Origin of the sequence: Anaerobacillus alkaliphilus (genome assembly GCF_004116265.1) — a bacterium.
In the GTDB taxonomy this organism is placed as follows: domain Bacteria; phylum Bacillota; class Bacilli; order Bacillales; family Anaerobacillaceae; genus Anaerobacillus; species Anaerobacillus alkaliphilus.
Genome location: NZ_QOUX01000026.1, coordinates 170,556 through 197,019, shown reverse-complemented (window position 1 = coordinate 197,019; position 26,464 = coordinate 170,556). Strand labels below are relative to the sequence as shown.

At 36.5% G+C, this 26,464-nt stretch carries 19 protein-coding genes; all 19 read left to right on the top strand.

Annotation, left to right across the window (positions count from 1 at the left end):
• Window positions 1-6 precede the first annotated feature (6 nt).
• The gene (gene flgK / locus DS745_RS07750) at window positions 7-1,590 is read left to right on the top strand and encodes a flagellar hook-associated protein FlgK (protein ID WP_129077693.1); all 1,584 of its coding nucleotides are present in this window, start codon (window positions 7-9) and stop codon (window positions 1,588-1,590) included.
• Window positions 1,591-1,710: 120 nt separating this feature from the next.
• A complete protein-coding gene (flgL, locus tag DS745_RS07745; RefSeq protein WP_129077692.1) occupies window positions 1,711-2,643 on the top strand; it encodes a flagellar hook-associated protein FlgL in 933 nt (310 codons plus the stop codon).
• A gap of 25 nt (window positions 2,644-2,668) precedes the next feature.
• A complete protein-coding gene (locus DS745_RS07740) occupies window positions 2,669-3,253 on the top strand; it encodes a DUF6470 family protein (RefSeq protein WP_129077691.1) in 585 nt (194 codons plus the stop codon).
• Window positions 3,254-3,352: 99 nt separating this feature from the next.
• Window positions 3,353-3,796: a flagellar assembly protein FliW gene (gene fliW / locus DS745_RS07735; protein ID WP_129077690.1), complete on the top strand. Its 444-nt coding sequence runs from the start codon at window positions 3,353-3,355 to the stop codon at window positions 3,794-3,796.
• A 3-nt stretch (window positions 3,797-3,799) separates the two neighbouring features.
• Window positions 3,800-4,027, top strand: a complete 228-nt coding sequence (csrA, locus tag DS745_RS07730; RefSeq protein ID WP_129077689.1) for a carbon storage regulator CsrA — start codon at window positions 3,800-3,802, stop codon at window positions 4,025-4,027.
• A 218-nt stretch (window positions 4,028-4,245) separates the two neighbouring features.
• On the top strand, window positions 4,246-5,058 hold the full coding sequence (locus DS745_RS07725) for a flagellin N-terminal helical domain-containing protein (RefSeq protein ID WP_129077688.1): 813 nt from the start codon (window positions 4,246-4,248) through the stop codon (window positions 5,056-5,058).
• 75 nt (window positions 5,059-5,133) lie between these two features.
• Window positions 5,134-6,942, top strand: a complete 1,809-nt coding sequence (locus tag DS745_RS07720) for a motility associated factor glycosyltransferase family protein (RefSeq protein WP_129077687.1) — start codon at window positions 5,134-5,136, stop codon at window positions 6,940-6,942.
• A 25-nt stretch (window positions 6,943-6,967) separates the two neighbouring features.
• Window positions 6,968-7,339 carry a DUF8042 domain-containing protein gene (locus DS745_RS07715; RefSeq protein ID WP_129077686.1) on the top strand — a complete coding sequence of 124 codons (372 nt, stop codon included), beginning with the start codon at window positions 6,968-6,970 and terminating at the stop codon, window positions 7,337-7,339.
• Window positions 7,320-8,663: a motility associated factor glycosyltransferase family protein gene (locus DS745_RS07710; protein ID WP_129077685.1), complete on the top strand. Its 1,344-nt coding sequence runs from the start codon at window positions 7,320-7,322 to the stop codon at window positions 8,661-8,663. Before DS745_RS07715 ends, DS745_RS07710 begins: the two co-directional genes overlap by 20 nt.
• Before the next feature lie 218 nt (window positions 8,664-8,881).
• Complete coding sequence (locus DS745_RS07705) at window positions 8,882-9,499, top strand: pseudaminic acid biosynthesis-associated methylase (RefSeq protein ID WP_129077684.1); 618 nt, start codon at window positions 8,882-8,884, stop codon at window positions 9,497-9,499.
• Between the two features lie 17 nt (window positions 9,500-9,516).
• On the top strand, window positions 9,517-10,665 hold the full coding sequence (locus DS745_RS07700) for an N-acetyl sugar amidotransferase (protein WP_129077683.1): 1,149 nt from the start codon (window positions 9,517-9,519) through the stop codon (window positions 10,663-10,665).
• Window positions 10,665-11,282 carry an imidazole glycerol phosphate synthase subunit HisH gene (hisH, locus tag DS745_RS07695; protein WP_129077682.1) on the top strand — a complete coding sequence of 206 codons (618 nt, stop codon included), beginning with the start codon at window positions 10,665-10,667 and terminating at the stop codon, window positions 11,280-11,282. The genes DS745_RS07700 and hisH overlap by 1 nt, the downstream gene beginning before the upstream one ends.
• Before the next feature lie 12 nt (window positions 11,283-11,294).
• On the top strand, window positions 11,295-12,071 hold the full coding sequence (gene hisF, locus DS745_RS07690; RefSeq protein ID WP_129077681.1) for an imidazole glycerol phosphate synthase subunit HisF: 777 nt from the start codon (window positions 11,295-11,297) through the stop codon (window positions 12,069-12,071).
• Between the two features lie 240 nt (window positions 12,072-12,311).
• Window positions 12,312-12,644, top strand: a complete 333-nt coding sequence (gene flaG, locus DS745_RS07685) for a flagellar protein FlaG (protein WP_129077680.1) — start codon at window positions 12,312-12,314, stop codon at window positions 12,642-12,644.
• Window positions 12,645-12,656: 12 nt separating this feature from the next.
• Window positions 12,657-14,192 (top strand): flagellar filament capping protein FliD, encoded by a 1,536-nt coding sequence (fliD, locus tag DS745_RS07680; RefSeq protein ID WP_129077679.1) that lies wholly within the window; start codon window positions 12,657-12,659, stop codon window positions 14,190-14,192.
• A 31-nt stretch (window positions 14,193-14,223) separates the two neighbouring features.
• Window positions 14,224-14,619 carry a flagellar export chaperone FliS gene (gene fliS / locus DS745_RS07675; RefSeq protein ID WP_129077678.1) on the top strand — a complete coding sequence of 132 codons (396 nt, stop codon included), beginning with the start codon at window positions 14,224-14,226 and terminating at the stop codon, window positions 14,617-14,619.
• Window positions 14,619-14,969, top strand: coding sequence for a flagellar protein FliT (gene fliT / locus DS745_RS07670; protein WP_129077677.1), 351 nt, complete (start codon window positions 14,619-14,621; stop codon window positions 14,967-14,969). The genes fliS and fliT overlap by 1 nt, the downstream gene beginning before the upstream one ends.
• 299 nt (window positions 14,970-15,268) lie before the next feature.
• Window positions 15,269-15,655: a DUF8042 domain-containing protein gene (locus DS745_RS07665; protein WP_129077676.1), complete on the top strand. Its 387-nt coding sequence runs from the start codon at window positions 15,269-15,271 to the stop codon at window positions 15,653-15,655.
• Between the two features lie 402 nt (window positions 15,656-16,057).
• Window positions 16,058-26,140, top strand: a complete 10,083-nt coding sequence (locus DS745_RS07660; protein ID WP_129077675.1) for a DUF4073 domain-containing protein — start codon at window positions 16,058-16,060, stop codon at window positions 26,138-26,140.
• Window positions 26,141-26,464: the final 324 nt, after the last annotated feature.

The window sequence follows — 26,464 nt, the reverse complement described above, 5'->3', positions numbered from 1 at the left end:
ACAACCATGCGTTCGACATTTCATGGCTTAGAAACAGCAAGACGAGCCCTCTATACAAGTCAAACGGCGTTACAAACGACCGGTCATAATATAGCAAATGCCAATACACCAGGATTTTCAAGACAACGAGTCAATTTAACAACAACAACACCTTGGCCAGGAGGCGGAATGGACCGCCCAGCGGTTCCAGGACAAATCGGTACAGGTGTACAGGCCGGTTCCATTCAAAGAGTTCGTGAAGGATTCCTAGATATGCAATATCGCTCTGAAACTAGTAAGTTCGGATATTGGGATACTAGACATACAGCTCTTCAAAAAATGGAGGATATTGTGAATGAGCCGAGCGAAAATGGACTTTCTAATGCCTTAGATCGTTTTTGGACATCTCTCCAAGATCTTTCTGTTCATCCAGAAGACTCGGGGGCTCGTTCGGTCGTCCGTCAACGTGGCGTAGCTTTAGCTGAAACCTTCAACTATACATCCCAATCGCTAATGGCTATACAGCGTGATTTACAAAAGCAGATTGATGTTTCAGTAAAAGAAATTAACTCGATTACTAGTCAATTAAATGCTATAAACCTTCAGATTGCAAAGGTAGAACCGCACGGATATCTACCAAATGATTTATACGACCAAAGAGATAACTTACTAGATCGCTTATCACAGCTTGTAAATATTAAAGTTGAGCCAGTTAGAAGTGGTGGAATTGCTAGCGAAATCGCAGAAGGTAAATACACCGTTAAGCTACTTGATGATCATGGCCGTGATTTAGGGATTACCTTAGTTGACGGTCATAGACTAACAAACAATGAATTGGCGATTTCCTATGACGAGGAAACAGGGCTTGTTGATACGGTGAAATTTGGGCCGGTAGGCTTTGATCCAAAGGCACCAGGTAACCATCAAACATTAAGCTTTGAAGATTTCCATGCTGTTGGAAAACTGAAAGCGGATATTGAAGCTCATGGCTATCTTGAAAAAAACGGCGTAGAAAAAGGGATTTATCCAAAAATGCTGAGAGATCTTGACCAAATGGTTTATACGTTTGTTCAAGAGTTTAATAGAGTTCACGGAGAAGGCTGGAATTTAAACGATGTTCAAAACGGGGAAAAAGGCAATCCAATTAACTTTTTCTCGTTCGACGGAATTAACCCTACAGTTGATCAAGTGAAAGGTGCTGCCTTTCATTTAAGAGTTTCCGATGATATTATGCTTGGTGGCTTAAACAATATCGCTGCGTCACTAAGAGGGTTTTCGGGTGATGGTGCGAATGCCCTAGCCTTAGCCACTGTCAAAGATTCCTTCCTTGATTTTGGTGGAACAACAACAACTGTTCAAAGCTTCTATCAAGGAGTGATTGGACAAATGGCCGTTGACACAAACGAAGCCGCGCGTATGGTACGGACAACGGATACATTGCGTATTTCTGTTGACCAACGACGCGAAAGTATTAAAGGTGTTTCTTTAGATGAAGAAATGACAAACCTAATCCAGTTTCAACATGCATACAATGCCGCAGCCAGATCCATTACCATCGTTGACGAAATGCTAGACCGAATTATCAACGGCATGGGCGTCGCTGGTAGATAATAACCAATTGTCAATTATGAATTATGAATTATGAATTTTCGAGGCAGTAGCTTCGAAGGAATGCTTTTACATTCTACATTCTAAATTTTGCATTCTACATTTTAATAAGCAGGTGAACCAATGAGAACAACGCAGATGATGCTTGCCAATAATACATTACGACATATCTCTAGCAATTATCAGAGAATGGGTCAAATCCAAGATCAATTATCAACAGGGAAGAAAATTACACGTGCTTCTCAAGATCCAGTGGTAGCGATGAACGGAATGCGCTATCGTACCCAAGTGGCTGAAATGGAGCAGTTTAAACGTAATTTATCAGAAACGTATAATTGGATGGAAACGACAGATGCAACACTTGATAAAGTGACACAAACACTACACCGTGTTCGTGAACTTACGGTTCAGGCAGCCAATGACTCTTATACAGCCGATCAGCGTGAGAATATCCGTAAAGAAGTCAGTCAGCTCCGTGATCACCTAGTAGGTCTTGCTAATACGAAAATTAATAACAAATTCATTTTTAATGGAACAGATACGATTAATCCACCTGTAAATGAGGCAGCAATCAGAGCTGCACAAGAACAGGCTTTAGCTGAAGGTGAAGTACCGTCGCTAGAAAATGCTGTTTCTACGAATGACCAGAATGTTAACATTGAGTTACTAAAAGGTGTCTATGTTCCAGTAAATATAAACCCAACGACTGTTTTTACAGACAAACTATTTAGTGATTTAATTAAAATTGAACAAGCATTATCCAACCCAACAACGTCATCAGCTGATATCTCTGCATTAATCGATGTTGTTGCTGGACATATTGATAACGTCGTCAACGAACGCGCAGAACAAGGGGCAAGATTTAACCGAATCGAAATGATAGAAAACCGTGTTTGGGAACAAGAGATTATTGCGAAACGAATTATGTCCAATAATGAAGACGCTGACTTTGAGAAGGTTATTATCGATCTTACGACACAAGAAAGTGTTCATCGTGCAGCATTAGCAGCAGGAGCAAGAATTATTCAACCGACATTAATGGACTTTTTACGTTAAAAATAAAGTAAGGGGGAGCTACCCGTTGCAATTACCATCAATTCAAATCCGTTCAACAAACGCTCAAATTGGTGTGCAGTCACAGCGCCCCCATCTTCATATTAGTCGAGGACATGCAGATATTACGATAAGGCAGGAGCATGCAGCAATTGACATTCAAACAACGCCAGCCAGGCTAACAATTAACCAACGGGAAGCCTTTGCTTCTGCTAACCTTAAGCACGTCTACCGTTTGAATGAAGAATTTGCTGCAAAGGGAAGAAGTAATGCTGCTCAGGTAACCGCTAAGTATGCCAGAGAAGGCGATCAAATGATGCGAATCGAAAACGGCAGCGGTGGCGATATCTTTGCGCACCTGGCCAAGATAGACAGCATTCTCTTCACAGAAAAACAAGCAACTATCGCGCAAATGCCAAGGCCTTTTTCTGTGAAAACTAACTATCAGCCAGCGAATTTAAACATCAGGTTCTCTGGTGGGAATGTCACGACAAACGCTAATCCGAGGGAAACAGAGATCAGCCACCGCAAATGGCAGACCGACGTTTATCTCAAGCAAAAGCAGAGTATTTCCTTTCAGGCAGTAGGTATTAACGTTAATCAACAATTGTAGCTTCGATCATACAGATCGAGGCTTTTTCCATAAGTATGTTTAAAAAGACAAGCATCTGCATTACAATAGCAATATGAAATAATGTAAAGTGGTGATCAAATGAAAATTGAGACAAAATATTTAGGGGAAGTAGAAATACAGGAAGAAACCATTCTTCATTTTGAGAGTGGTATACCGAGTTTTTTAGAGGAAAAGCAATTCGTAGTGCTACCCTTTGATGAAACAACACCTTTTCTAATTTTACAGTCAGTGAAAACACCAGAACTTGGTTTTGTTGTTGTTTCACCTTTTGAGTTTTTTCCGGACTATCAAGTAAAGCTAACCGACTCGACGGTTGATTCACTAGAAATAGAAAAAGAGGCTGACGTATTAATTTACACTATCTTAACTGTAAAAGAGCCGTTTACAAATACAACGGTGAATCTTCAAGGACCTGTTATTATCAATACTAAAATTAATAAAGCAAAACAAATTTCCTTAAATGATGTGAACTATCATACTAAACACTTATTAATGCTACAAGCTGTTGGTAAGGAGGGGTAATCTATGCTTGTTCTTTCAAGGAAAAAGGATCAATCAATTATGATTGGAGATAATATCGAGATTACCGTACTAGCAGTTGAGGGAGATCAAATTAAGCTTGGAATAAATGCACCACGATCTGTTGAAATTCAGAGAAAAGAGATCTACTTAGCGATACAAGAAGAAAATAGCAAGGCATCAGTAGCTGCTGTTGACTTATTAAAGCAGTTGACAGGGAGCTTTAAGAAATAGGGAGAACAGCCTTTAACATAACGGCTGTTCTCTTTATTTCTACAAAAAATATAATTTTTTCAAAAAACTATTAAACAATCAAAAAAATCCTCCGATATAAAGTATGTAAAACAAAAATGAGAAAAAAGGCGGCCGACTTATCTCTCATTCTTGTTTAAAGTATTTCCAACCACAAGGATGTGGGCGGACAACAACCAAATTCAAGGAGGAATTTTATTATGATTATCAATAATAACTTAAATGCAATGAATGCTCACCGTCAAATGGGAATGAACATTAATTCAGCTGGAAATTCAATGGAGAAGCTATCTTCAGGTCTTCGTATTAACCGTGCTGGTGACGATGCAGCTGGTCTTTCAATCTCTGAAAAAATGCGTGCTCAAGTACGTGGGTTGGATCAAGCATCTCGTAACGCACAAGATGGAATTTCACTAATTCAAACAGCTGAGGGTGCATTAAATGAAACACATGCTATCCTACAACGTATGCGCGAATTAACAGTTCAAGCTGCCAACGATACTAATGTATCAGCTGACAGAACAGCGATTAATGATGAGTTAACTCAATTAGTAGCGGAAATTGATCGTATTTCTACTTCAACTACATTCAATGAACAAAAACTTTTAAATGGTAGCTTTAGTGGAAAGAATTTACAAATTGGTGCTGATCAGTCAGTGAACATGACGGTATCAATCTCTAATATGGGAGCTAGCGCTCTTTCTGTAAATGCACTTTCAGTAGGTACACATACTGCTGCTGGATCTGCGATTGCATTAGTTGATGCGGCGATTAAAACTGTATCTTCAGAGCGTTCGAAGTTAGGGGCTAATCAAAATCGCTTAGAGCATACAATCAAAAACCTTGATAATGCTTCTGAAAATATTCAAGCATCTGAATCACGTATCCGTGACGTAGATATGGCGAAAGAAATGATGGAATTTACACGTTCTAACATTCTTAATCAAGCATCACAAGCAATGCTTGCACAAGCTAACCAACAGCCTCAAGCTGTGCTTCAATTATTAAGATAATTAATTACTTTATTGACTAAAAAGTCGACGCTTTGTGTCGACTTTTTTTAAAATACTTTTACAGGGGAAATTATTATGTTAGATGTTAATCTAGAGGCTATGACTAAATATTACCCAGATTTAAAGGTTAGGATTACTAAGCATTTGGCTAATGTAAACGATTTTACACGTGTGCAAAGTAAATTCGGTGGTTATACTTTACAAAATAAATCTGGATTGTTTGTCCATAGTAGTTATAACCCACAACGTGAAGCTGGAAGTTTCGTTGAATCATTTTCATTGAATAACGAAGATACAATACTGATATTTGGATTGGGACTTGGCTATTATCTACCAATCCTCAGACAGAAGTTTCAAGACAAAAAGTTAATTGTCATTGAACCTTCTTTAGAGATATTTAACGAGGCCTTGCAAGTACAAGACTTTACGGAATATCTTAAGGATGAGCTTATCGTTTTTTTAGTGGACTTACCACCATACATTGTAGGTACAATAGTAGATAGTTTTATAAACGAAAATAAGATAAAGAGCCTATATATAAAACAATTATCATTTCATAATAGAATGTTTGCTGAGTACATTAGGGATGTTAAAGATAATTTATCTAAACAGATATTAAGTAAAAGAGGAAATATTGGTACTGAGATAGTTTTTTCACAAACGTGGCTCTATAATACTATTAAAAATTTAAAGTATTTAGGCACTAACCCTTCCGTAGGACATTTAAAGAATATTTTTAGCGGAAAGCCAGTAATTATTGTTTCTGCTGGTCCATCATTAGAGAAAAATGTACATCTATTAAAAGGTGCTTACAACAAATCCTTAATTATAGCAGTAGGTTCTTCAATTAATATCCTAGAGAAAAACGGCGTGATACCTCACTTCATTGTTGGTGTTGATGGTAGTGCACCTGAGGCTCGCATATTTGAAAAAGTTAAAAGTACTAAACCTATTTTTATATATAGTAATATAGTTCACCATAGAGCGTTGGATGTCTATAAAGGAAAGCAATTTTGGATGAATATCGCATGTGAATATCCGTTTTATAATAAGTTTTACTCTGATGTTCCTGTTTTTAGAGCTGGTCCTTCTGTAGCCAATATTACGCTTGATCTTGTTTATTGGCTTAACCCATCTGCTGTGATACTAGTTGGTCAAGATCTAGCCTACACCGGAAATTATAGGTATGCTAAAGGCAATATCCACGGTGATGATCCAGAAATGATGGCTGAACTAGAAGTAGAAGATACTAATGAATTTATAGTGGTAAAAGACATTCATGGTGATGAAATTTATACGAAGAGTGACCTTCTTTTAATGAAGAATTGGTTTGAAGACTATGTTGGTTTCTTTAACAAGGATGAAGGGATTTACAACTGTACAGAAGGTGGAACCCCGATAAAAGGTATACCTAACATCTCTCTTAATTATGCGTTACAGAAATACTGTACTAGAGAATATAATATGGATGATTTGTTAAAAAAAGGATATAACATTTCTTCAGACATAAACCTGGAAAAATTTAACCAATTTATTTTAGACACAACTACAGACCTGAATATATGTAAGAAATTATCGAAAAAAAGGATAGATAAGACTTATAAATTATTTAATGCTAAAGATAAAAAGAATTTCTCTAGAAAGTATAGAGAAATTGAACTATTAACAGAAGAATTGGAAAGTAATAATTCGTATAAAGAATTAATTATCCATACAGGTAATCAATATATTACTACAATAACTACTGGTGTCCATAATAAAATAAATACTATTGAAGATATTCAGGAAAAGCGAAATGTGCTGTTGGAAGGTTTAATAAAACAGTATTTGTATATTCATAAGTCAATAGAAACTGCAGACGCTGCTCTTAGAGAAGTGGATTAACTACGACTTATTCGGAGGGATTTTTATGTCAATAAATATTGAAGAAGTTTGTCAAGAGTATATTAATTATAATCAGAAGTTAATACCGGCAATGGAGCAAATAATTATTGGTTTTAAAAAACAGGATGAACACCAAGCTCTCAACTTGTTTGATCAAGCAATAGATGGAGTAAAGTGGTGTATTGATATAATATCTCATCTTGAGGGTATCTTAAGGGAATTCGGTTTAATATTTGAAAAAGCAAAGATAAATAATATATTAATAGAGTTAGTATCTACTTTAGAAAATCAAGATTTTGTATTAATAGCTGACTTGTTGGAGTATGAGCTATTAGAAAGTTTAAATAATTGGTTAGAAAGCATAGGAAAGTATCACAATGTTATTAGATTTAAATAAAAAATTATTAAAAGAGCACATGCCCGAAACGTTTAATACCTTTAAACAACTATTTGGTCATGGTGGTGATGGAGAAAGGTATGAAATTCTCCCAACAAAAACTGGTTTACCAACAGTTAAACTAAAACAAAACGATAAAACTATCTTTATCCATAGTCAATATAACCCAATGAATGAAGCAAGTGTCTTTGCGGAAGCAAACTATAAATCCGATATTCGTACTTATATAGTATATGGACTAGGGTTGCTTTATCATATAGAGGCACTTTTAAATATAGATAGCAGCATTAAAGTATACATCATAGAAAGCAATGAAGACATTATTCATGCAGCACTTAACAATATTGATTTAAGTAGCATTGCGGCAAATAAAAATGTAAGTATTATATATAATAGCAATCCGTATCAATTCGTACGTGAAATAAATAGTCTGTTAAAAATTAAAAACTCAAAGCTAGTCCTACACCTGCCTTCTGTACAGGTTATACCAGAGATATACAGAGAAATTCGATACTTGTTCGAGGAGTATAGAATAAGGTCAAATTCTATCAATAGAACGTCTGACTTAATGACATCCAACTTTAGTGAAAATATTAACAACTTTCATGGTAGTTTTGAAGAACTAGGTATTAATTATAAGGGCCTTCCATATTTTATAGTGTCTGCTGGACCGTCATTAGACAAAAACAAAAGAGAACTTATCAATGTTAAAGGAAAATCAATAATACTAGCTGTAGGTACTGCGGTAAAGCCATTACTTCAGGTTGGAGTCTTGCCAGACCTAATTGTCATCACTGATCCTGAAGAATTGGTTTGTAATCAGCTAGAAGGTATTGAAATAGACATTCCAATAATTGTGCTTTCTACTTGTAACAAGAATATCTTGAAAAATTATAAAGGAACCAAATTTGTTGCATTTCAGACAGGCTTCCCATTAGCTGAAGAGTTTGCTAGAAAAAAGGGATATAAAACTATTTCCACAGGTGGTTCAGTTGCGACAGCGGCACTCGATATTGCAATAAATTTAAACGCTAATCCAATTATCTTTGTTGGACAAGATTTAGCCTTTACTGATGAAAAATCACATGCGAAAGATACCTATTTTTTTCAAGAAATACAGAATAGAAAATCATTAAGGCCAATTAAGGATATAAATAATCAAGTTGTTTATACTAGTAAAAATTTATATTCCTACTTAAGATGGATAGAGAATAGGATTGCTCAAGAGAAGGATATCGAATTTTTTGATGCAACTGAAGGTGGAGCCAAAATAAGTGGGACAAAAATTACAAGCCTAGATGAATTTATCAAAGTGAACTTTTAATTAGCTAGTGTTTATTATTAGGAATTGAATGTTTACATTTGAAAGTAATAAAATATAACAAGGGAACTTACTATATTCTACCATAAAGTAAAAATTATGGAATGGTATTTTCGGGTGACCCAAAAGAATAAAGATATATTAACATAAAAGAAGATAACCTTATATGAAATTAGGTTGATATATAAAGAACTAAGCTGAAACATTAGGAGGTTAATGTAGTGGAATATAAAACTGAGCAGGAATTATTCTGGGCAAGCTCGTTTGGTAATGACTATATACTTCGTAACCAAGATTTGAAGGTCTTGGCGAGTAGTATGTCACTGTTCACAAAAATACTAAATGGTACTTCGAAAGTAAGTTCTTTTCTTGAACTTGGCTGTAACATAGGTATAAATCTAAAAGCTCTCAAACATTTAAATCCTGAAGCAGAGTTATCAGGAGTGGAGATAAACTCAGAAGCTGTTGAGGAATTGAAAAAGTGGGGAGGAGCAAAGGTATACCATAATTCCATACTTGAATATAAAGTTGACTATAAAAGAGATTTTGTTTTTACTAGAGGTGTGTTAATTCATATAAATCCTGATTATCTAAATTTGGTATATGAGCTAATGTATGAGTCGAGTAATAAGTATATTTGTATTGCTGAATATTATAACCCTTCACCTGTAGAAATTGATTATAGGGGTAATAGTGAAAAGCTCTTCAAAAGAGATTTTGCTGGAGAAATGATGAATAAGTATCCTGATTTAAATTTAGTAAATTATGGTTTTGTTTATCATAAGGATAATAATTTCCCTCAAGATGATATAACGTGGTTTCTATTATCCAAAAATTAAATCTTAAGGAGAGTAAAATGATAACATATTGTAAACGTTGTGTAATGCCTAGTTCTAAACCTGATTTAAAGCTCGATGAAAGTGGAGTATGCAGCGCTTGTCGAAGCTTTGAAGGTAGAAAAGAGATTAACTGGGAAGATAGATATCAGGAATTACTAAATATTCTTGAACGATATCGCTCAAAGGATGGATCAAATTGGGATTGCATAGTACCTGTTAGTGGAGGGAAAGACAGCACTTACCAAGTTATAAGACTCCTTGAGTTAGGCATGAATCCATTATGTGTAAATGCTACAACTTGTGATTTAAGTGATATCGGGAAGAGAAATATTGAAAACATAAAGAAACTGGGGGTTGACTTTGTAGAGATGTCGCCAAACCCTATAGTTAGAGCAAAATTAAACAAAATTGGCTTAACTCATGTTGGAGATATTTCATGGCCAGAGCATGTAGGTATCTTTACAATGCCTGTTCGTGCTGCTGTTCAATTTAATATACCTCTTATTATCTGGGGGGAAAATTCTCAAAATGAATACGGTGGACCAGCAACTGCTAGTGAAAGCAATGTATTAAATAGAAGATGGTTAGAGGAATTTGGTGGATTATTAGGGTTACGTGTATCTGATTTAGTTGGACTTGAAGAAATAGAGCAGAAACATTTAATTCCTTATAATTATCCAACCGATGAAGAACTAAGTAATGTAGGAGTAACGGGACTATTTCTAGGATACTTTATGCCTTGGGATGGTTATACAAATGCTTTAATTTCGCAAGCAAATGGTTTTGAGACCTATAATAAGATAGTAGAAGGTTCTATTGTAAATTATGAGAACTTAGATAATTACCAGACTGGAATTCATGATTATTTTAAATACTTGAAATTTGGCTTTGGTAGAGCAACAGATATTGCATGTCTGCATGTACGTAGAGGAAGACTTACACGGGAAGATGCATTATCCCTGGTACGTAAACATGATGGAAAGTTCCCATGGACTTATCTTGGCAAACCTATTAACGAAATACTTGAGCCTCTAGATATGACAATTGAAGAGTTTATAAATATATGTGATCGTTTTACAAATAAAAAGTTGTTTTTAACTGATAGGAATGGCAATCTAGTAAAAGATAAAGACGGTAATCTAACTAAAGTGAAGTTTGATAACTAATGAATAATGTAGTAATTATTGATTACGGAATGGGAAACTTAGGTTCGGTATTTAAAGCTTTACAAGAGTGTGGGGCTAATCCATTTATTTCTAATAACCCTAGTGACTTAAAAATAGCTTCGCATATCATCTTACCAGGCGTTGGGAGTTTCTATAAAGGCATGGAAAACCTTCATAAGTTTGGTTGGATTGAGGAAATAAATCAAGCAGTTGTAATTAATCGAATACCTTTATTAGGAATATGCCTTGGTATGCAACTTTTATCTGACATGGGATACGAAGGACATCAATGTGAAGGTTTAGGTTTAATTCCAGGTGAGACAATCCTACTTAAACCGAATCGTGTAGAGGAAAGAATTCCACATGTGGGATGGAATGAAATTATTAAAATTAATAATAGCAACTTACTAGCTGGAGTTCCAAATAGGTCTGATTTTTACTTTGTTCACAGTTATCACTTTAATGTCATAGAAGAAAAACACAAAGTTGCAGTAACTCCCTACTGCAACGATTTTGTTTCTATCGTCCAAAATCAGAATATATATGGCGTACAATTTCATCCGGAAAAAAGTCAACGTATTGGATTTCAAGTAATAAAAAACTTTGTTAGTCTATAGAGGAGTGATTTTTTGCTTAAAGTTAGAGTGATACCAACTATACTAATGAATAATTTTAGTGTAGTAAAGGGTGTATCATTTAATAGCTGGCGTGTCGTAGGAACTTTACTTCCTCTAATTAAAATATACAATAGAAGAGAAGTTGACGAACTCGTTTTGCTTGATATAGCCGCTAGTAATGAAAAAAGAGAACCGGACTATGAAATCATTAAAGATATATCTTCAGAATGTTTTGTTCCTTTGACTGTTGGAGGCGGAATTAGTCATATAGATCATGTAACCAAACTATTAAGAGCTGGGGCAGATAAAGTATGTATTAATTCATTTGCTTATATAAATTCTAGTTTAATAACGGAAGTGGCAAGTCTTTATGGAAATCAATGTGTTGTTGTCGGTATTGATGCATTAAAGTTGGAAGATGGAAGCTATGAGTGTGTAAGGAATTCAGGTACAATAAAAACAGGTATTAAAGTAGATGAATGGGCGAAATATGTTGAGGAAATTGGAGCAGGAGAAATTATTATTACTTCAATACAAAATGATGGAAATATGAATGGATATGACATAGAGTTAATTAAATTAGTTACTGAGGCAGTAAACATTCCTGTTATTGCATCAGGGGGGGCAGGAAATTTTAATCATTTTTATGAAGCAATACTAGAAGCAAAAGCTTCTGCCGTTGCTGCTGCAAGTATTTTTAGCTTTACTCAACAGACACCTAAAGAAGTTAAAGATTACCTAGCTTCAAAAGATATACCGGTACGTAATATAAACATAGAGAAGGTTTAAGATATTTTTGCTTAAAAGAACTGATTATGCAATAAACAATGTTACATCCATTGTATTGAAAAATAAAATACTTAGAAATCTTTATGGTAATAGTGATAATTTGCTATTACCATTTATTATTTTTCAAGTAACAAATAGAGAGCTCCGATTTTATTTCAGTTAGTAAATTTACAATAAACAACTTAATACCTCACTTAATTTTACCGATATAAAATAAAACGATATCTAGGAGTTGAAATAATGGAAATAGGGCGCAATATACCTAGTCAAAGCTTTCGAGCTTCTATTAAAAATGAAGTACCTAGGCAGGTAGAATTATCACACCCCAAAAATTTTGAATCAAAAGTAAGTGAAATTGAACTTAATAAAAAGGTAGAGAGTATTAACAAGTTCTTAACATCTACAAATAGTTCCTTGAAGTTTACTCTTCATGAAGAACTAAATGAATATTACGTTTCTATTATTGATGAACAAACAAAAGAGATTATTAAAGAAATACCTCCTAAAAAGTTATTAGACATGTTTGCGGCAATGAAAGAAACAATTGGTTTATTTATAGATAAAAAAATTTAGGAGGTTTTTAATGTGAGAATTGGTGGTATAGCAAGTGGAATTGATACTGAATCCATTGTTCGTGACTTAATGAAAGTTGAAAAATTACCACTTGATCGTTTTTTTCAGAGAAAACAAACGATCGAGTGGAAAAGGGATGCTTATCGTGAAATGAACTTACAATTGAAAAACTTGCATGATTCTGCATCAAGCCTTAGATTGCGTTCGTCACTGAACACAAGACAAACTTCGATTGGAGATTCGAAGGTTTTAACAGCAACAGCAAATGCAACTGTAAGAAATGGTACTTATGAAGTAAATGTAAACAAGATTGCGCAAGCTGAACGCTATACAAGCACGGCTGAAACTCACCTTAATGTTAACGAGACTATTAATACATCTGAATTCGGCACGGGTTTCACAATAACAACCTATAATGATGAAGGTGTTGCTAATACAATAGAATTCACTACAGGAGATAAATCGTTAAGTGATTTGTTTAATGAAATAAATAAATCAGACATTGGAGTTCAAGTATATTTTGATAGTACCTTTAACAAGGTTGTTCTAGAACGTAAGGAGACCGGAATTAGAAATGCAAACGGTAGTGAGATTGAATTTGGTAACGGTGATGGAGGAAACTTCCAATTATTCTTAAATAAACTCAATATTAGCTTAACGCTTCCTGGCGAGGACCAAATTGAACCAACGAATCCAAATCAACGTGCAGGAAATGCTATATTTTCTTTTACTGATCCAGTACTAGGGACAAAGCAATATGACAATATCCGCTCAAATAGAACAAATGTAGGGGGGATAAGTTTAAATTTACAGAATACAGGCACAACATCTCTAACAATCACCAGCAATACTGATGATGCCTTCGATAAAATTAAAAGTTTTGTAGAGAAATATAATGAAGTTATTCAAACAATACAATCAAAGGTATCAGAGAGAGTAAATAGAGGATTTCCACCTTTAACTGATGAACAAAGACGAGAGTTATCTGATAAAGAAGCAGAATTGTGGGATGAAAAATCAAAAAGTGGGTTACTTACAAGGGATCAAACACTAACAAGCTCATTAAGTAGGCTGAGACTAGATCTATATTCTCCTGTTGAAACCTCCGGAAGATATAATCAAATAGCACAGCTTGGTATCACAACCACAAGTAATTTTCAACAAGGTGGAAAGTTAGAGATAGACGAGGCTAAACTAAGGGCTGCATTAGCTGATGATCCAGACGCAGTTCATCAACTCCTAAATGGTGTTGCAGAAAGTGGTTCAACTAATGCATATAGTCAAACTGGTTTAATCGGGCGTCTGAGAAGTACTATTGATAATACAATTAAGGAAATCGAAACTAGAGCAGGAAACCAATTCCGGACCAATCAGCAATTTAGTCTAGGAAGAGAATTAATAAATGTTGACCAACAGATTGATCGTTTTCAACGACGTTTAACTGACATTGAAAATCGTTATTGGGCTCAATTTTCTGCAATGGAAAAAGCAATGAATCAAGCGAATTCACAAGCGATGGCATTTATGAGTCAGCTTATGGGTCAATGATTTTAAGACGTGAAAGGGTGTTTTTAAATTGATGCAAACCGCCAATCAAGTATATCAACAGAATAAATTCGAAACAGCTACACCAGGAGAACTGACATTAATGCTCTATAATGGTTGTCTAAAATTTATTAAGCTTGGTAAAGATGCAATAATCTGCAATAAAATTGAAGTAAGAAATATAAATATAACAAAAGCCCAAAATATTATTCGTGAGTTAATGGTTACTCTAAAAACAGATGGTGAAGTTGGTAAGAATATGTTAAAAATGTATGACTATATTCTGAACCAATTAATAGAGGCTAATATCAACAACGACATGAAAGCTCTTGAAGAAGCTGAGCAATATGTAGTTCAATTCCGTGATACATGGAAAGAAGTTATTATGATAAATCGAAAACGTCAACATGGTAGCCGGGTTCAAGTGTAATGCTTGAAATTCTTTCCAAGATTGATAGAATTAATCAGGATTTGTTAGTTCTCTTAAAAAAGCCCCTTAAAGAGGATGACGAAGAGTACGTTGGTTCAGTTGAACAGCTTTTAAATGTGAGAGAACATTTAATTCAAAAAGTAACAGGTGCTCAAACTACTGCTGAAAAAGAGCTAGGTCAAAAAATTATAGATGATAATAATAAAGTTAACGAACTTTTTAAAGCAAAAACACTAGAATTAAAGGTTAAAATTAATCAGTTCAACCAAAAGAAGAAAAACAACGTGACGTATGATAATCTATACGAGCAAATGTCTGTGGATGGTATATTTATTGATAAGAAAAAATAAGGAAGTAAAAACTCCTAAAATCATTTTGTTAACACTTATAAAAAAACCTTATCTCATCTCACGAGATAAGGTTTTTTAAATGAAAAATAAAGTTTTTCCTACTTTTGTCCTAAATAGTTGAGCAAAACCACCCGATATAATAAAAGTTCTGTGACCAATTAGTCACTTTTCTTACAAAAATAGTAATTACCAATTGTTAGTAGTAGGTACTCAAATTATAAGATCCGAAAGCTCTTAAATTATTGTCCGCAAAGAAAAACTAACTAACAGTCATCATTGTTCTTGGGTCGGGTGGTCATATGGTATTAATAACAAAAACTCGTTATGAGTATTTTCAAGAGTATCTTAACTTACTAGATAAGGTTGAGGAAGGAATTGCTGTGGTAGATTGGAGTTATCAGGAAAAAAACTATCACTCGGGAGATAAGATATTACAGGACCTTTTTGAGGCATTAGGGCCGTTTAAGAAGTCAATACATACAATGCAATATCTATTCTCCTATGATAAGAAGATGGAAGAACATCTCAATAATTTTCAACTGATCGAGCAGCAAGTATCTCATCTAAGAGTAATCTTTCATAATGAAGAAGAAAAAACTAGGTTTATTCATGAGTTCTTTTCACCTGCCTATAAAAAGTGGAAAAAACAAGTGTGCCGGCAATTATTAGTGTATATAAAAAACTAAGGATATTTTGTACCAAGAGCAAACGTACGATTGTACGATTTGCTTTTTTCTTTTTTAATGAAACCAATGAAAGTAAGTACTTGCTAACCCACCTAATCTCATCTACGAAAACAGCCCGCAGATAAACAGTCTAAAACAATGGAAATTATATCCATATACTTTTGGGGAACTGTACAGAAACCGCCAGAATTCCAATAATCTTGGTAAGTTACCATTTATATGTCATTCTGATACTTATTGACAGTTACTGGTGGCTATTTTAAAATAATAAGTGTGAGACGTACTATTATACTATGTTTATTTACCTAGTAAGTATACAAACAAAGAGACTAGTAGTTTTCACCTGTTCAATTACATAATTTTAGCTATGAAAATAGCACTACTTGAGGGGGACGAATAGGTTTGAAAAAGAAGAAAATTGATTTTTATAAGAAGTTGATGGTTAGTTCTGCGGTTACAACAGTAGCTGTAGCGGGTCTAGCTGGACAAGCACCAGTTTCTGCTGATGTTGTTTTTACAGATGTGTCTAGCAAGCACTACGCGAAAGACGCGATTAGTGAATTAGTTGCAAAGGGAATTGTGAAAGGGTTTCCTGATGGGACATATCGTCCACAGCAGGAATTGCTCCGTGAGCATGCCGCTGCATTACTAGCAAGATCTTTAGAAGTCCAGCCTTCAACTACAAATGAACAATACTTTAAGGATGTACCAAAAACTAGTACTTATTTTGGTTCCGTATCTGCTCTTAGAGAAGCAGGTGTTTTTTTAGGTGACCATCAGGGGAACTTTCACCCAAAGACATCACTAACTCGTGAGGAAATGGCAACGATTTTAGTGCGTGCCTTTAATTTAAAAGCACAAGCAGGTGTGGAAGTAAAACTAAAAGATTTAGATAAAGTAGCTAAATCGCATAAGGAAAATGTCAATATTTTATATCAAAATGGTATTACGATTGGCTACGGCGATGGCAGCTTTAGACCAAAGAATGCTGTGAATAGAGCAGATTTTGCTGTGTTTATTTCTCGTGTGCTTACACTAGGTACAGAAGGAAAAACAATTGAAGAAATTATTGACAATGGCGTAGGACCAAGTATGCCAGCACCGACACCAACACCAACTCCAATTCCGGAACCAACGCCAACGCCAACACCATCTCTAGTAGAATGGGACAGTACTGAAAACCCGTTTGAAAATAATGTCGTTTACTCAGCTAATTACTTTATTACTCCTGCTGAAGGGGCTACGTACGGTGCTGATGCAGCCGGAAGTGAAGCAATCATTGAAGGTGACATGGAGATTAAAGGTGATATTACTGAGCCGATTACGCTTAAAAACCTAATCATTAAAGGCAAATTAGTACTTGATGCTGGTGATGAAAGCTCTGTTATCTTAGAAAATGTACAAGCTGACCAAATTGAAATCCTTTCTGGAAAAAAAGGGACAATTCATCTTAATGGCGTTCAGTCAAATGCCATTGTTGTGAAAGATGATAACGGTGTGCGTTTAAGCACAAACGGGGTAAACGCCATTACGAAAATTGAAGTAGCTCCAACAAATGCGTCTAGTGAGTCTGATATTGAATTGGCAGGTAACTTTAACAGCGCAAAAATCGTTGTCAAAGATGAGACGAAGATTACTGCAAAAGCCGGCTTCTCGGCTCAAGCGATTGAAATCGAGACGAAAAATCCAACGAGTGAAGTAAAGCTTGTTAGTACTACTGGTAGCTTTGCGGATGTGCAAGAAGTAACGGTGAAAAGAGCGGCAACTGTATCTTCTACTGGAAACACACAAATCCAAAACATCGTCGTAAACATCCCTCAATCAGAGCAAAACAACTTGGTCACGTTAAAGGGTGAAAACTTACAAGAAACAGAAGTAGCTGTGAAAACACCTTCGACTTTAAACGTGAACACTGGAATTGCAAAAGTATCAACGGCAGCGAATGTAACGATTGGCGGAGACAAAGTTGCTGAGATTAAAGCAGTTGAAACAACGAATAATGCGAATGTAACTGCTGCAAATGAAAGTGTTCAGACGATTTTTGACACAATGAAGCAACAAACACTTGCAGCTGCGCTTGAAGAAATTCAAGAACTTCCAGAGCGCGCAACGATTGGTTTTGACGATATTACACGTGTCTTAACGGCTAGAAAAAATGTAAATACAGCTATGTCATACGGTGCTACAAATGCAGACTTTATTGTTAATGATGTTAATTATCTTGAAAAGTTAGTAGAACTTGAAGAATCACTATCAACAATGATGTCAGCGATCTCTGAGGTTCAAAGAACAATTCGTTTGTTACCAACAAACCCGAGTAATGTTCAAGCAATTGCCTTAGCTGGTCTGCAAACACGTGTAACGGCGGTAGACAATGCGATTGCAGTAGCGCTTGAAGCAGGTGTTACTCAAGAAGACATTGAAGAAGTAAGGGACTACGGTCGACTAGTTGCTGCGAAAAACCGTTTGGTATTACTAGTGATTGAAAGAGATACAGCAAGAGACCATGCAACTGCGAAGATAGCTGAAATCCCAGTAGTAGATGAGATTACGTTTAGCAATGTATTGGCAGTACAACAACTTCTTGTAGATGTGAGAAGAGCTATTGCCCAAGCTGTTGATAAAGGAGTTATCGTTGAAGGAGGAGCACGACTAGCTGCTGCAGATACGAAAGTAAGACAATTACTAGCGGAAAGAGACGATGCTGTTCGTGCGGCGATAGCCAGTATCGATCGAATTCCTAGTGAAATCACCTATAGCAACCTCGTAGCAACACGTACGTTAGTCACTGAGGCGAAAGCGGCTGTTGAGTCTGCAAAAGCCAAAGCGGCAGTTGAGACAGCGATCTCGAATATAACGAAACTAACAGCTGCTACGACAAAAATTGCTCAGTTAGATCAAGGAACACGTGAAGCTATTACAGCAGCCAACGTTGCGCTTGCAGCATTACCAGCTGTAGCTGACGTAAATATGGAAAATATAGCTGATGCTGAAGCAAAAGTGGCAGTAGTAAAACAAGCAATTGAAACAGCGAAAGCAAAGAATGCGAAAGATGCAGACTTTGAGAATCTTCAACTCTTAACAGCAATCGAAGAAAAAATTGCTTCATTAGTAACTGAACGCACAGCTGCTATTGAAGTTGCCAACACAATAATTGCTTTAGTTCCAGCTGAAGTTACCTATGCGAACCTTACAGTAGTGAAAAAATTAATTACTGAAGCAAAAGCAGCGATTGAAGCAGCCAAAACAAAAGGAGCAACAGAAGCTCACTTTGTTGGACTTGAAGGATTCCATAAAGTAGTTGCAAAGGTAGCAGAGCTTGAAGAAGGAAAACGCCAAGCAATTGTTGCGGTTAATGAAGCGTTAGCTGCACTTCCAGCGGTCACTGAGGTAACATACGCAAACCTTGCTCAAGTAGAAGCCCAATTAGCTAGACTTAATGAACTAATTGAAACGGCGAAAGCAAAAACAGCAGTTGATGCTGACTTTGTTGGTTTAGAGAAAATAACAGCTCTACAAGAGCGAATTGATCACTTACAGGCAACAAAGGCAGGAGCATTAGCAAAGGCAAACGAGGCAGTTGCTAGTTTACCTGCATTAGAAGAAATTACGTTTGCCAACTTAGGAGATGTAAGAGCAAAGCTTAAGGTAGCTCTTGCAAGAGTTGCTGAAGCGAAACAGTTTGGTGTAACCGAAGCGGAAATCACAGGCTTTGAGCGTATTGCTTTAATCACTGAAAAAGTGGAAGCACTTGAAGTATTACGAGCAGAAGCAATCGAAAAAGCAAACCACGAGATCAATGCATTGCCAGCAGTTACACAAATTACCTATGCGAACCTAACTGAGATGAATGAAAGAGCGCAAATGGTTCGTGGCTTAGTAACAGCGGCAAAAGAAAACGGAGCAGATGACTCATCGTTTGAAAACTTACCTATGCTAACCGCATTTGAAGCGAAAGTGAAAGAAATGCTCGAAGCAAAAGCAACAGCTATTGCAGCTGCAAATTCGGCAATTGCTGCAATTCCAGCAGTAGAAGCAATTACTTCAGAAACTGTCGGTAACGCAGAAGCATTAATTACAGAGGCTAAAGAAAAGGTAGCAGTAGCAAAAGCGCACGGTGCGGCACTAGTTGATTTTTCAAACTATGCAAAAATTGCTGAAGCGCAAGCAAAAGTTGATCTGTTATTAACAACTTTAGATGAAGCAGTTGAAAAAGCAAATGAACTTATTCATAGCGTTCCACTGACAGAAGCAATTACGTTTGCAACGTTAGATGATGCAACTGAAAAAACAACGGCAGCAAGAAACGCTGTAGAACTGGCTAAACAAATAGGTGCGCCAAGCACTAGCTTTAGTAACATTGACCGTTTAACAAAAGCAGAAGCAAAAGTTGCGGATTTAGCGAAGCAAAAAGCAGAAGCAATTGCTAAAGCAAACGAGGCACTTGCGGTTATTCCTGAAGTGAAAGACATTAACGTCGAGAACTTTAGAGAGTTAATGCCGAAAATGCAAGTAGCAGTTGATCTAGTTGACAAAGCCAAAGCGAAAGGTGCTGTAGCAGCTGATTTTGTAGGGAAAGAACGATTACAACCGGCAAAAGACAAAGCATCTCAGTTCTTCGTCTTAATGCAAACAGAAATTCAGATTGCTAACCAAGCAATTGCGCATTTACCAGCTATCACAGAAATTACGTACTTTTCATTAGAAGCTGCGAAATCAAAAGTAGCAGCTGTTGAATTAGCGATCGAATCGGCAAAAGCTGCTGGCGCAGTCGACGCTGACTTCGTAAATTTAGGAAGCTATCAATCATTCAAAAACCGTGTAACTGAATTAGCCCAAGATCAACAAGCAGCGATTCAAACTGCCAATGAGAAACTTGCTTTAGTACCGGTTCAATCATTAATTACACCAGGTAATTTAGCGGAGACAAAGGAACAAATAGCGGCTGCACAAGAAGCGATCGGTGTTGCAAAACACAAAGGCGCTGCAGCTACTGATTTTGTTGGTTTAAATAATCTAACATTAGCTATAGCAAAAATCCAAGAGATTGAAATAAAACAAGCGGAGGCGTTAGTGAAGGCAAACGAGGCTTTAGCAACTCTGCCGATACCAGCAAACGTAACTGAAGCTAACCTTCAAGAAACACGTATGAAGGTAAATGCAGTGCAAAACCTGCTTAAAGAAGCTCGTGACTTAGGAGTGACAGATAGCCAATTTGTTGGCTTAGAACGACTAGAAGCACTTCTAGAAAGACTAGGAGAATTCGGAATTTCATTAGATGAAGCATTAGCTCATGCGAATGAATTGCTAGTGGAACTAAGAGAGTTTGGAGCAGTTACTGAAGCAAACGCAGCTGAAGCACAGATCGTCTACCTAACAGCGTATCTTGCAGTGAAGGAAGCAATCAGTTTAGGTGCCAAGGCAAGTGACTTTGATCAACAGGGTTATGAGCGTTATGTAACATTAGAAATAGAAGTAGCAAGTTTTATGCCAAAGCGACCAATTTATGCCGATCCAATCAGTAGCTTAGCGGAGATCATCAACAATCCATCAGGCTTTGCCTTCTACCACTTACAGACGGCTGTAAACCAATGGGTAAGTTCAGCTTTTGAGGCAGAGTATCGTAAAGCGATTGAAGAGTTTTTAGCGGGCGATGAAGTATTAACATTAGCAGTTTTGAAAGAGTTAGTTCAGAGTGTTTTAGATCGTAGTGACGAGGACTATCATGAAACTCTAGAAGTCATTAATAACAATATTGAGAGCTTAACTTATAGTCTTTTAGAAAATCTAGTTTGGACGTTTAAAGAGAATTTTGAGACTGTACGTGATTTAATTGCGGCAGCGAAAGAAGCGAAGAAAGCACCTCTAAGTAGTAATGAAGTAACAACTATTGTTTATAATGCAAACCATGCGTATGCTCTAGAACAAGTGTCAACTAATCCAGAGTTTACAATTGAGCATTTAAGTTGGGCAGTTAACTTTAATCAATACACACCAATGATGAGCATCAATTTAGACAAATACCGTCTGGCAGTAAGTAAAGCTGCAAATGGGAAAATCTTAACTGCAACAGAGCTGCAACAGGTTATTATTGGAGCGAACGAGTCAATTGAAAAAGACAAGCTTGCGCACATTAATCGTTCTCTACCAGCTGTAACACCTGCTGACTTTGAACCAATCGTCTATGTCAGTGACTGGTCATTCCCGCTGTTCTTAGATGCTTTAGTAAAACGAAAGGCAGAGGTACAACGTAATTTAACTAGACAGGACTTAACGCAAGTCTATCAACAAGTGATGAAAATCTCTGCTCTTGATGCATTAAATAACCGTCCAGAAGCAATTGATTATTATGCTCTTCAAGAGATTGGCTTGACAAAACTAGTATTTGAGCGCTTCCCAGAGTATCGTCAAGCGATTGTTGAAGCACGAAAACAAGGCTTATTGTCAGTTGAAGAAATTCAAGAGGTAATCAACGAAGTCAACACACAAACTTTAGTACTAGCTATTGAACGTATTAACACCAATCGTTCGGGCTTTAGCTTTGCAGATTTACGTGAAGTAGTAAGCTTGGCAAAAAGAGCGAATTTAGAAAAATACCGTGAAGCAGTTAGCTTAGAAGATAGCCAAAAGCCTATAACTGGCCCAATGCTTGAAGCGATTGTTGGCAACGTTGACCGTGGGGTAGCACTTGAGAAAATTAACACGAATCCTACGACTGTAAACTATGATTTACTTGTTGAGGCTGTTGCTTATACAAGACAGGAAGGTAACTACACCTATCGTACGTATCACCGTGATGCAGTTGTACGTTCAGAATTAATTTCTTATTATCAAGAGGCGATTATTGATGCTGTGAAGCCATTAACGATTGATACGTTAGCTGACTTAGTAAAGCAAGTAAACGCAAATCTTGAAGTAATTATGCTTGCTAGAATTAATGAAAATCCAGCGGCAATTACATTCCAGACACTACAAATGGCAGGTCTTTATAACCTGAGACAAGAGTATCTAAATCACTATCGACAGGCATTAGTTGAAGCGGTTGAAGATAAGGATTTAACGAGGCAAGAAGTACAAAACGTTATCTTATCAGTAAATCAAAAGCTTGCTCTTGCGAAAATAAATGCAAATCCATTAACGTTTGATATGAGTGATTTATATCTTGCGATTAGCGTACCAGCGGACCATAACCTATTGAGCTTTTATCAACAGGAAATCAATGCGAAACGTTTAGCTAAAGGTGCTGATTTGACGAAGCAAGAGATTGAAGCAGTAGTAAACAGTGTGTCCCAAAATATTCGTAAGCTTGCTTTGGAGAAAGTAAACAAAGAGGCGGCGACGATCAGCTTTGAATGGTTACAGCGAGCAGCGCAGAATATAAGGCAGGAACTCATGAGCCAATATCGTCAAGCTCTTGGTGAAACGGTTGGTCAAGGTTGGTTAAATGAACATGATGTGCAAAAAGTAATTAACCAAGTAAATCAAACTGAGATGCTTCGTTACATCAATTCAACTGATCGCTTTACGTTAGATGATCTTTTCTTGGTAGCCATTGAGACGAACGTAGAACGTGAGTATTTTAATGAATATCACTCGGCGATTATTTCTAATGAAAATTATGGCACCTTAACGGTCACTCAAGTTGTGGCTATCGTTCGAGAAATAAATGTCAGAAACGGATTACTAGAAATTAATAAACATCCAGAAAGGCTGACATCATATCAGTTAGGTCAGTTAGTAGGTTGGGCGCTTTATAGAAGTGAAAACTTCCCTGCATATATAGAGGCAATGATCGACCGTGTGAAAAATCAAGGCATCCCTTTTGAAACACTAGATCAACTCATTGAACTAGTGACAAAAATAAATGATCGTGATTTTCTCAAGGAGATTAATGAGAAGCCTTTAAATGTATCAGAGCAGACTCTGTTCAATCTATTCCGAGGTTACGATAGACCATGGGAATTCATCTTGTGGCAAAACATGAATGACTATCGTCAAAAGTTCAATGAGGCAGTAAACGGTGGTGTCGTCCTAACCAAAGAGAAGGTAGAAGAGATCATTCTACAAGTTAATAAAGAAATTGAAGATCGCAATACTGCTGAAAGATTAGCGATAATTGCAACTAATCTAGAAGGATTTACCTACGGCGATCTAGGTCATTTAATTGGCTATGAAAATATGTTACAACATACCAATGGAATTCTAGATAAATATCGTGCTGAGTTAATTCGTGAAAAAAATAATGGTCAGGATCTAACAAAAGAGTCGATCTTAACAATTGTTCGAGGAGTAAATGATAGTACTCTTAAAGGCTTTTTAGACCTAATCAATAGTAATCAAGCTACGATTAGTTTTCAAAACTTAATCGAATTAGTGAACTATCAACAAGAATACATCGAAGTGAAGCATAGTAATCACGCTTTATACCAAGCGGAAATATCTAAACGAGTTAAAGCAGGTGAAACGTTAACAGCTAGTGACATTCGCGAGATTGTGATTGCAGTTGAAAAGGGAATTATTGATGCGAAACTAGCACCAATTAACAACAACCCAACAGGTTTTACAATCGAACAATTAAATGAAGTGATCGGCTGGTTTGGTTGGGATCAACATTTAAATCGTTATCGCCAAGAGGTTGCGGCAGCGATTGAAAAACAAGGACCGTTGACACAGCAACAATTAATCGACCTGATACATCACGTTAATCAATTAATTCACCAAGAGCGTATCATGGTCATTAATAATAATCCGTATACATTTACAAGACAAAACCTTATTACTCTAGTTGGTTACTTTAAAGAAGAGCGTTTTGAGATGTACCGCAAAGCCATTGGTGATCAAATTACGCAAGTTGCACCTGTTCAGGAACATCAAGTTTATGAGATTATGCGTGAGGTAGACCAACAGATAAAGGTCAATGCATTAGCAAAAATTAATAAGAATGATGGAATTATCACATACAGGGACATTGAAGATGCTTTAGAAAATGAGCACTTTGTCTGGTTAACGTCCGAGCATGAGCAACAATATCGAGTTGTCATTACTGATACAATTAAGAAACAAGGATCTCTTACTGTTCAAGACTTAATGGATATTGTTACTTACGTAAACCACCATGATAGATTCCGTGCAACGATTTATACGAATGTGCCAATAATGAAAGGTGATTCAATAACTGTATCTACTACAAGAGCAGGGGTATTTTACTTCATTCGTAGTGAAGCAAATGTAAATATTACGAGTGAACAAGATCTTAAGGATTTAGTGAACGAGGGCAAAGGTATTTCACAAACGAATCCTCACAATTGGATCACGCTCAATACAGCAGGGTTGGAGAGTGGAGAATACATTGGTTATGCTGTTGATAACAATGGAAACTTATCACTTCGCACAATACCTGTACAAATTCTTGAGCCATTCCGTGCAGTACGAGGCGTCACTACTGCTTATAACAGCCATAATGAGTTAATATCTGTAACCGTAACGACTTCAGAAATTCAAAGTGGCGAAGAAGTAAAAGTTGAGCTTATCAATTTAGATGGGACATCGCTTGAATTTCCAGTAGTGAGTCAAGCATTAATGAATCAAACCGGAGTAATCAATATTCACCTAAGACCATCAAATGGGAAATTCCCTCCTGGAAAGTACTTCGTGAAGGTAACGATTGGTGATGATATTGAGTATCTAGAGAATAGACATTCTATTACGATTTTACCTGCAGCTCCACAGGTAACTGCAGATGACAAGAATAATACAATTGTTGGCGCTGACGGAACGATGGAATATGCAATTCACCTTAACGGTTCTTGGGTAGCGTATGATCCGGCTAGCCCGCCATTATTTGATGGTGATCAAACGGTCTATGTTCGTTATAGTGAGACCGGTACAATGCCAGCAAGTAATTTTGCAACTTTAAAGTTTACCGAAGAAACAGTGTTGACTTCAGCAGCTCAAATTCATGCGGAACTAAACCTTGAATTAGATAAATACGAGGACACAGCAACAGTAGCTGTTACGCAACTTGGAGACATCACAGATCTTGTCATAAGACTTCGTGACGGTGTGGAAGTGAACAACACAATTACGTTGCAAGTGACTGGAGAGCAGTTACAATCTGACTATCTAACAGTTACTGAAGCAACGAATATCGTATATCTCGAAAATACGAGTAGCATATCTCATTCGCTAACAGAGCGACTGACATTAACGTTTTCAAAAGAAGGTCAATCAGTAAGCAAGACAATTTACGTAACAATTAAAGCTGAAGACCAATCACAAGAACTAGCACAGTATGTCAAAAACATGATGAAGTATGTTGAAGGATTTTTCATTTCCGACAATGAACTTCAACCATGGGTATCGCTTGAAGTAGTGAAAAAGCAAATGGACGAGCTAGATCGATTGATTGCAGCTTTCCCTGAATTGGCGGCAACGGAGAAATTACTTGACCGTGCCTATGAGATTTTAATTCTTGCAAACAACTAAGCATTAAAACAATAAAAAAGGGTCTTACCTTAGTAGATTTCAATTGAAAATCTAGGGTAAGCCCCTTTTTTCATTTTTAGTTTATGAAAATAGCTGTTGGACATCTATATTTGCAGTTTTGCTACTTTCGTAGGGTTCTCCGTAGAGCTAATTTATAGTTTTCAGTCCAAAATTGCTCATTTACAGTCCAAACTCGAGAACTTACAGTCCGAAATGACTAATTTACAGTCGAAAATCGAAATTTATGATCCAAACAAAAAAACGTCCTCCACCGATGGACATTTGCACAAGAATGTCCACGAACGGTGTCTGACACCTTAGGAA

What these genes read in the sequence shown, in the direction of transcription:
- flgK (WP_129077693.1), top strand. Translation starts at nt 7, where the DNA reads ATGCGTTCGACATTTCATGGCTTAGAAACAGCAAGACGAGCCCTCTAT.
- flgL (WP_129077692.1), top strand. Translation starts at nt 1,711, where the DNA reads ATGAGAACAACGCAGATGATGCTTGCCAATAATACATTACGACATATC.
- fliW (WP_129077690.1), top strand. Translation starts at nt 3,353, where the DNA reads ATGAAAATTGAGACAAAATATTTAGGGGAAGTAGAAATACAGGAAGAA.
- csrA (WP_129077689.1), top strand. Translation starts at nt 3,800, where the DNA reads ATGCTTGTTCTTTCAAGGAAAAAGGATCAATCAATTATGATTGGAGAT.
- DS745_RS07725 (WP_129077688.1), top strand. Translation starts at nt 4,246, where the DNA reads ATGATTATCAATAATAACTTAAATGCAATGAATGCTCACCGTCAAATG.
- DS745_RS07720 (WP_129077687.1), top strand. Translation starts at nt 5,134, where the DNA reads ATGTTAGATGTTAATCTAGAGGCTATGACTAAATATTACCCAGATTTA.
- DS745_RS07715 (WP_129077686.1), top strand. Translation starts at nt 6,968, where the DNA reads ATGTCAATAAATATTGAAGAAGTTTGTCAAGAGTATATTAATTATAAT.
- DS745_RS07710 (WP_129077685.1), top strand. Translation starts at nt 7,320, where the DNA reads ATGTTATTAGATTTAAATAAAAAATTATTAAAAGAGCACATGCCCGAA.
- DS745_RS07700 (WP_129077683.1), top strand. Translation starts at nt 9,517, where the DNA reads ATGATAACATATTGTAAACGTTGTGTAATGCCTAGTTCTAAACCTGAT.
- hisH (WP_129077682.1), top strand. Translation starts at nt 10,665, where the DNA reads ATGAATAATGTAGTAATTATTGATTACGGAATGGGAAACTTAGGTTCG.
- flaG (WP_129077680.1), top strand. Translation starts at nt 12,312, where the DNA reads ATGGAAATAGGGCGCAATATACCTAGTCAAAGCTTTCGAGCTTCTATT.
- fliS (WP_129077678.1), top strand. Translation starts at nt 14,224, where the DNA reads ATGCAAACCGCCAATCAAGTATATCAACAGAATAAATTCGAAACAGCT.
- fliT (WP_129077677.1), top strand. Translation starts at nt 14,619, where the DNA reads ATGCTTGAAATTCTTTCCAAGATTGATAGAATTAATCAGGATTTGTTA.
- DS745_RS07665 (WP_129077676.1), top strand. Translation starts at nt 15,269, where the DNA reads ATGGTATTAATAACAAAAACTCGTTATGAGTATTTTCAAGAGTATCTT.